Raw genomic sequence first — 8,239 nt, 5'->3', positions numbered from 1 at the left:
ACCCCTCACCCGGGGCTTAGGGGCGGGGGGGGCCGCCCCCCCCGGGGGCGGCCGGCACCGCATGCTGCGGAGTACTACGGCGCGGCCAGGACCGCCTTCGCGAGCGCGGGCTCCGCGGGCGGGGTCGTGCCGTACACGTCGGGGCTGATCCGGTAGCCGCGCGCGTCCTGCTTCAGTACCTCCCTGCGGACGGCCGCGAGCTCCTTGGGGCTGAGCAGGGTGTACTCGGTCAGGGACAGGGTCTCCGGGTTCTCCTCGCCCACCGGCTCCACCTTGATGTTGCCGACGCCCGGCGCGTACGACTTCAGCTGGTGGCCGCCCTCGGGGTCGAGCGGCGCGAACTCGTCCGTCACCAGGACGTTGTCGAAGCAGCCGGCCTCGACGCAGACGCTCTGGCCGGTCTGGGACACCGTGGCGCAGTCCAGGAAGTCGATCTCGGGTGCGAGCCCCTCCGTGTAGGTGGGGCTGCCCACCCGCGGCCTGGCCAGCATGGCGATGCCCGCCTTGGCGCCCTGGACGCCCGAGATCCAGGTGTCGGGCGCGCCGACCAGCTTGCCGTTCTCGTAGATCTCCGGGTACTCCCCGAGGCGCCAGACCGCTCCCCGCCAGTCCTGGGCGAAGAACGCCAGCTCCGACTCCTCGACCTTCTTGCCGTTGAGGTCCTGGTCGAACACCACCACGGTGCGCACGCCGTCGATGACCTTGGTCAGATCGGTCACCGTCGTCACCACGGTGTGGTCCTCACCGGCGACGTCGCCTGTGAGGACCAGCCGGGTCCCGGGCGTCAGCGGGAGGAACGTGTTGTTCACCTCCGGGCGGGCGGGAAATCTGAACGGGCGAAGGGCGGGGGGATTTCCGCAGTTGCCCTGCGCCTTCGCGCCGCTGACCGGGGCGGCGGAGGGAGCCTGGGGCGTGCCGGTGGCCTCCGCGCCGGGGGCCAGCAGCAGCGCGGCGACGATCGGGCTCAGCAGGGCGGCGCTCGTGCGGAAGACAGGGGGCATTCAGCTTGATCCTCTCGGTGGAGCCAAGGTGGGGCTCCACCGGGAGGCGGCGGCCCCGTCCGCCGCCTGCCTCAGTGCGTGGCGACCGCCTCATGCTGCGGCCGGTGGCGTCTGAAGCCCTTGCCGAAACGCAGGTACAGGGAAGGCACGACGAGCAAATTCAGCAAGGTGGACGTAACCAGACCGCCCACGATGACCACGGCGAGCGGGTACTCGATCTCGTGGCCCGGCCGGTTCCCGAGGAAGACCAGCGGCAGCACCGCGAGTCCGGTCGCCAGCGAGGTCATCAGGATGGGGGACAGCCGTTCGCGCGCACCGCGCAGCACCAGGGCCGGCCCGAACTCCATGCCCTCGTGCTCCTCCAGGTGCTGGCAGTGGTTGATCAGCAGGATGCCGTTGCGCGCGGCGATGCCGAGCACGGTGAAGAAGCCGACCAGGGAACCCAGAGAGATGTTCCCGCCGGCGATCCAGACGGCGAGGACACCGCCGACCAGGGCCATGGGCAGGGTCAGGAAGGACAGCAGTGCGAGCCGCCAGCTGCTGAAGGAGACCTGGAGCAGCACGAGGATCGCGAGAGCCGCGAAGATCGCGCTGTAGAACAGGACCCGCTGAGCGGCCTGCCGCTCCTCGTGCTCCCCGAGCAGCTCCGCGTGGTAGCCGCGGGGGAGGTCCGTGGAGGCGATCGCCTTCTCGACGTCCGAGACGACGGCGCTGAACTCGCGTCCGGAGACGGTGGCGTCCACGTCGAGGCGACGCGAACCGTTCTCACGCGCGATCAGGTTCGGCACGGGCCGGACGCTGACGTCGGCGACGTCGCCGAGTCGCACCGTGGTGCCGGAGGGCGTGTCGATCGGGAGCCGGCTGATGGCCGTCACGTCGCTGCGTGTCTCGGGGGTGCTCCACACCACCGTGTCGTAGGCCCTGCCGCCGCGGAAGATGTCTCCGACCTCCTCCCCGGCCACGAGGGTGGACGCGGCGCGGCGCACGTCACCGGGCTTCAGCTCGTACTTCGCCGCCTTGGCGACGTCGACCGTCACCTGGACCTGCGGGATGTCGAGCTGCAGGTCGGTGTGAACGTCCTCGGTGCCGGCGATCTTGCCGATCTTCTCCTGGAGTTCCAGGCCCTTCTCGCGCAGGACCTTCTGGTCCTGGCCGAAGAGACGGACGACGATCGGCGACTTGGAGCCGGTGAGCACCTCGTCGACGCGCTCGTTGAGGTACGTCTGGACGTCGTGTTCCACGCCGGCGTAGCGCGTCACGGTCTTCTTGATCTCCTTGAGGGTCTTGTCGTAGTCGGCCTTGGGATCGATGCTGATCCAGCCCTCGCCGAAGTTGACCCCCACCACCTCGTCGCCCAGGAAGGCCTGTCCGGTGTGGGCCCCGAAGACGTTGCGCACTCCGGGGATGGCCCGCACTTCACGGCTCAGCTGGAAGGTCATGCGCTGCTGTTCCTGTACGGACGTGCCGGGCGTGGTGATGAAGTGCATCAGGAAGTCCCGCTCCTTGAAGGAGGGCATCAGGGACTGGGTGAGTTGTGGCACCAGGAGGGCCGCGACGACCACGAGCACGCCGGACACCATGTAGGCGTAGACGGGCTGCTTGATGATGCGCCGGAGTCCCCTTGTGTAGCCGGTCTGCAGCCAGCGGAGCAGGGGGGACTGCCGGCGTTCGACCTTGGCCTTGGCCAGCATGATCAGGCACAGGGCGGGGGTCACCGTCAGGGCCACGACCATGGAGGCGAGGATGGCCAGGGTGTAGGAGACGGCGAGGGGGCGGAAGAACGCGCCCGCCAGTCCCTGGAGCAGGAACACCGGCACCGTGGCCACGACGATGATCACCGTCGCGTAGACGATCGGGCTCCGGACCTCCAGCGAGGCGTTCAGGATGACCCTCGCCACCGATGTCTCACCGCCGGCTTTCCGGTGCTCGCGCAGTCGTCTGAGGATGTTCTCGACGTCGATGATCGCGTCGTCGACGACGGCGCCCAGGGCGATCACGAGTCCGGCGAGGGCCATCGTGTTGATGGTGTCCCCGCGCCAGTAGAGGACCAGCACGGCCGCCATGAGGGACAGCGGGATCGTCAGCAGGCTGATCAGCGCGACGCGCCACTCGTAGAGGAAGGCCGCGAGGACGACGACGACCATCAGGAACCCGATCACCAGGGCCTGGGTCAGGTTGTCGATCGCGGTGTGGATGAAGTCCTGCTGCTGGAAGATGGTCGTGTCGAACGTGATGCCGGGCAGGCCGGGTTCGAGGGAGGCGATCGCCTCCTGCACGTTCTTGGTGATCTCCGGTGTGTCGCCCCAGGGCAGCTTCTCGACGATCAGCAGCAGACCGGGGTCGCCGCCGACGACGCCGTCGCCGATGAGCGGCTGGTGGTCCTCCTTCACCAGGGCCACGTCGCCGAGCCGGACGGTGCGGTTGTCCTCGGTGCGCACCGGCACCTGGGAGAGGTCGGTGGGCGTCACGATCGGCAGGACGTGCCGGATGCCGAGGCGCTGCGTGGGGGTCTCGATCCAGCCGCCGGTGCCGATGACGGAACCCGTGGTGAACTTGAGCAGACCCGAGTCCACCGACTCGCCGGTGGCCTCCATGACGTGGTCGAGATTGACCTTGTGGGCCTGCATCTTGACCGGGTCCACCTGGACGGTCATCATCTGCAGCCGCTCGCCGAAGATGCTCACGTTGGCGACGCCGGGCACCCGCAGCAGGCGGGCCCTGACCTCCCAGTACGCCGTCATGGACATGGACATCAGGGCCTTGTCGGAGTGGTCCTCCGACGACATCCCGATCTTCATGACACGGCTGGTCGCCGAGACGGGCGGCATGATCACCGGAGGGGCCGCCCAGGTCGGCAGGCTGGGTGACACCTGCTGCACCCGTTCCTGGACCTCCTGCCGTGCCTTGAAGAGGTCGGTTCCCTCGTGGAAGATCAGCTGGACCGACGAGAGCTGCGAGACGGACTTGGAGCGCAGGTCGTCGAGCCCGTCGAGCCCGTTGAGGGACTGTTCGAGCGGAACGGTGACCAGGGACTCCACGTCGGCCGTGGACAGGCCGAGGCAGGCCGTCTGGATCTCGACCCGTGGTGGCGCGAACTCGGGGAAGACGTCCACCCGCTGCTGGGGCAGCGACGTGATGCCCACGACCATCATCACCGCGGCCGCGGCGACCACGAGGTAGCGGAAGCGCAGGCTGAATCCGACGATCCAGCGCATCAGGGTACGGCGTTCCTCAGCCATCAGTGCTCGCCGTCCGTCTCGTACTCGATGCCCAGCAGTTCGGCTGCCCCGACCGTCACCACGTGGGTGCCTGTCGCGAGGCCGGACTTCACGACCGCGTAGTCCTTACCGAACTCCCCCAGTTCGACGGGGGTCCGGAGGTACACGAAGGGCTTCGGGTTGGTGAAGGCGAAGGTCTTGCCTTCCGGGTCGTAGACCACCGCCTTCAGCGGGATGAGCGTCCGAGGCGGTCCGGAGCCGTCCAGCGGCGCGTGCCGCAGCGGCTCCGTCGTGAGGTGGATCCGCGCGACCGTGTCCTCGGCCAGCGTCAGGCGGGGGATCTTCCCTTCCTGGACGTCTTCGATCTGGGCGGGCGGCTGGTCCGTGTGTACGGCGGCCGAGGCCGAGCCGCTGCCCGAGTCGCCGCAGGCCGACAGGCCCGCTCCGCCGGCGATCAGCAGCCCCGCGGCCGACAGGCCCGCGGCCCACCGGCGCCGGGTGAGACGCCGGCGGAACCCGCCGGAGGGCGCCGCGCGCCGTTCCGTCCTGCCGTCGTCCGCGGCTTCCGCGTTCGGGGCTCGGCCGGCCGTCGCCGGAACCGGCTCCGGGCCGGTGGAACGCCGCCTGACGCCGCCGGGGGCGGGGTAGAAGCGGATGTAGAGGGCGGGCACGATGAACAGCGTGACGAGGGTCGAGGTGACGAGTCCGCCGAGCACGACGACAGCCAGCGGGTGCAGCACCTCCATGCCCTCGACCGTGCCGAGGAAGACGGCGGGCAGCACCGCGACGGCCGTGGCCAGGGCGGTCAGCAGGACCGGGCCGACCCGGTCTCGGGTGGCGTCGACGATGCGCTGCGGGTCGACGGTGCCGTCCGCGCGCGGTTCGGTCTCCTGGTACCCGCGGATGAGCAGCACCAGGTTGCGCACGGCGATGCCCAGCACGAGCAGCAGGCCGCCGAGCGCGCCGATCGACATGATGCCGTCGACGGCGAACGCGGTCAGCACACCGCCCACGCCGGCCAGCGGCAGTGCGAGCAGGACGAGCGTCGCCGCACGCCAGCTGCCGAAGGCCGCCTGCAGGAGCAGGTAGGTGCCGAGCAGCGCGGCGCCCACGAGTCCGGCGATGCGCAGGTCCTGGCTCTGCTGGTGCGCGGGGTCGCTCTGCACCTCGGCGTGGTACTCGTACGGCATCGGCATCGCCTGGACGCGGTTCCTGACGTCGTCGAGCACGGAGTTCAGATCACGCCCGCTGACGTCGGCGACGACGTCGATGCTGCGCGAGGTGGCGTCGTGCTCGATGACCGTCGGGTACGGGGTGACGCGGACGGTGGCGACGTCACCGAGGCGCACATGGCTGCCGTTCGGCGTGTCGATCAGAAGGTCCTGGACCTGCTGGGGAGCGGATCGGGTCGTGGGCGAACCCCACACCACGACGTCGAAGACCTTCTGCTCCTCGTAGAGGCTGCCGACCGGCAGGCCGGAGAAGTAGGTGGCGGCCGTACGGCGGACGTCACCGGGCTTGATCCCGTGGCTCTGGGCCGCCGCGAGGTCGACCTTGACCTCGAGGGTCGGCTCCTCGACCACGTTCGGGATCGTCGGCCGGACGACCCCGGGGACCTGCCCGAGGGCCTTGCTCACCTGCTCGGCCTGCTGCCGCAGGACCGTCAGGTCATTGCCGTAGACGCGTACGACGACCGGCGCGCCGTCGCCGTTCGCGGCCCGGACCTCGTCGAGCCGCGCCTGCGGGTAGGTCATCACTTCGCTGTCGAGGCCGGCCCGGCCGTTCATGATGCGGTGGACCGCGGCGACGGTCTTGCCGTAGTCGGCCGAGCTCTTGATGTTGACCCAGAACTCACCGGAGTTGACGTTGGCGACCTGGTCGGACTCCCTGGCACGGCCCACATGGGCTCCGACGCTCTCGACGCCCGGCACGGCACGCAGTTCGTCGGTGGCCGCCTGGCCGAGCCGGTTCATCTCGGGCAGCGAGGTACCGGGCGGCGCCTCCACGCGGATCAGCAGCGCACGCTGCTGCAGGGCCGGGATGGGCGACGCGCCGTCGAGCTGCGGCCACACCGCGAAGGCCGCGCCGGCGAGCACGGCGGCCGCGATCAGCGCCCGGCCGGGCCGGAGCAGGGTCTTCGGGCCGACACGGTCGAAGCCGCGGTGGAGCCACCCGAGTACCGGGTTGCGGCGGTGTCCGAGCCTGGTGCGCGCGAGCAGTGTGGCGGCGAGCACGGGCGTGAGGGTCAGGGCGACGACGGTGGAGGCGGCCACCGCCAGCACGTAGGACAGGGCCAGCGGCCGGGCGAACGCTCCGCCCACCCCGTTCAGGAACACGATGGGCACCACGGCGAGCAGCAGGATCAGCGTGGCGAAGAAGGCAGGCCGCCGCACCGCCGCCGTGGCGTCGACCACGACATCGGACACCGAACGGTGCTCGCCGGATCTCCGGCCTTCGCGCCGGAACTGCCTCTGGATGCGGTCGAATCCGATCACGATGTCGTCGATGACGGCACCGAGAGCGATCGTCAGACCGGCCAGGACCATCATGTTGAAGGGCGAGCCGCGCAGATAGAGCACCCACAGGGCGGCCATCTCCGCCATCGTGATCGAGACGAGGCTGATCAGGGCGACACGCCAGGACAGGAAGTACAGGCCGAGCAGCACCGAGACGGCGGGCACGGCGATGAGCGCCCACACACCCACGTTGTCGAGCGCCGTGTCGACGAAGGACGCCGGCCGGTACACATGCGTGTCGACGGTGATGCCGGACAGTCCGGGCTGGAGTGCCGTCATCGCGTCCTCGACGGCGTGGGTGACCTCACGGGTGTCGGCGCCGGGGAACTTCTCGATCACCAGCATGATCCCGGGGCCGCCGCTCAGCGTCACGTCGCCGATGAGGGGCTGGTGGTCCTCCACCACGGTGGCCACGTCACCGATGAGCAGCTTCTTGGCGTCGGTGTCCTCGACGGCCACGGAAGCCAGGTCCTGCGCCTTGGTGATGGGCAGCACGTGCTGGATCGAGAGGCGCTGGCTCGGGGTGTCGATGAATCCGCCGGTGCCCGGGGTCGAGGCCTCCACGAAGGTCAGCGGCGACACCCACAGCGCGTTGCCCGTCGTGCGGACCACCTGGTCCAGCGAGACGCCCTGGCCGCGCAGCTGGTCCGGGTCGACCTGGACCTGCAACTGCCGGTCCCGCTCACCCCAGATGACCACGTTCGCCACGCCCGGGATGCCCAGCAGACGCGGCTTGATGCTCCACCGCGCGAGGACGGACATGTCGATGCGGGAGACGTCCTTCGAGGTGAGCCCGACCATCATCACCCGGCTCGTCGACGACAGCGGCTGGATCATGACCGGCGGCTTGCCGACCTGGGGCAGACCCCCCACCTGGATCAGGCGTTCCTGGACGGCCTGCCGGGCCTTCTGCTCGTTCGTGCCCGGCTCGAAGACCAGGTCGACGGAGGACAGACCGGGGGCCGACTCGGACGTGATCGTGTCGAGCCACGCCACGCCGTTCAGCAGGTCCTGTTCCATCGGGACGGTGATGAGCTGCTCCACCTCGGCCGCCGACAGGCCCGGCGCCTCGGTCTGGATCTGCACCTGCGTCGGTCCGAACTCCGGGAAGACGTCTGCCGACGCCCCCCGTGGGAGCTGGATGAAGCCCAGGGCCATCACGGCCGCGGCCACACCGAGGATCAGGTTCCGGAACGTAAGACTGAGAGAAAGGATCTTGTGGACCACGGCAGGGTCCTGCCTTCCAGAGCGACTGCGCGCTCCACCGGCCTCGCCCCCGGGACCTTCTCCAGGGCCTGGCGGGAGCGGCGGACCGCGCGCCGGGCGGACGGCCTACCGGGCGCCCCGTGCGAGGGTCGTCCGTCCTGCTGCGGCATCAGTCGCCGGCGTCGACCGGCGATGGTGAGGGTTACGGCCGAGAAGGCCGACCTCATACTCATGTCCGGCAAGAGCTATAAACCGGCCGAACCGCCAGCCATGTCTATAGCGGATACGTACGGCGTAA

The 8,239-nt window shown here is 69.8% G+C and carries 3 protein-coding genes; all 3 read right to left on the bottom strand.

What is annotated here, in order from left to right; all coding sequences use genetic code 11:
• Positions 1-74 precede the first annotated feature (74 nt).
• A complete protein-coding gene (locus ACWGN5_RS04065; RefSeq protein WP_453511080.1) occupies positions 75-1,001 on the bottom strand; it encodes a hypothetical protein in 927 nt (308 codons plus the stop codon).
• A 71-nt stretch (positions 1,002-1,072) separates the two neighbouring features.
• A complete protein-coding gene (locus tag ACWGN5_RS04060) occupies positions 1,073-4,240 on the bottom strand; it encodes an efflux RND transporter permease subunit (RefSeq protein WP_453511078.1) in 3,168 nt (1,055 codons plus the stop codon).
• Positions 4,240-7,962: an efflux RND transporter permease subunit gene (locus ACWGN5_RS04055; protein WP_453511077.1), complete on the bottom strand. Its 3,723-nt coding sequence runs from the start codon at positions 7,960-7,962 to the stop codon at positions 4,240-4,242. Before ACWGN5_RS04055 ends, ACWGN5_RS04060 begins: the two co-directional genes overlap by 1 nt.
• Positions 7,963-8,239 lie beyond the last annotated feature (277 nt).

The organism is Streptomyces sp. NPDC055815 (assembly GCF_053616475.1).
This window is presented reverse-complemented; position numbering and strand designations above follow the sequence as displayed.

Coding starts and splice junctions, on each gene's coding strand:
- ACWGN5_RS04065 (WP_453511080.1), bottom strand. CDS start 1,001: ATGCCCCCTGTCTTCCGCACGAGCGCCGCCCTGCTGAGCCCGATCGTC.
- ACWGN5_RS04060 (WP_453511078.1), bottom strand. CDS start 4,240: ATGGCTGAGGAACGCCGTACCCTGATGCGCTGGATCGTCGGATTCAGC.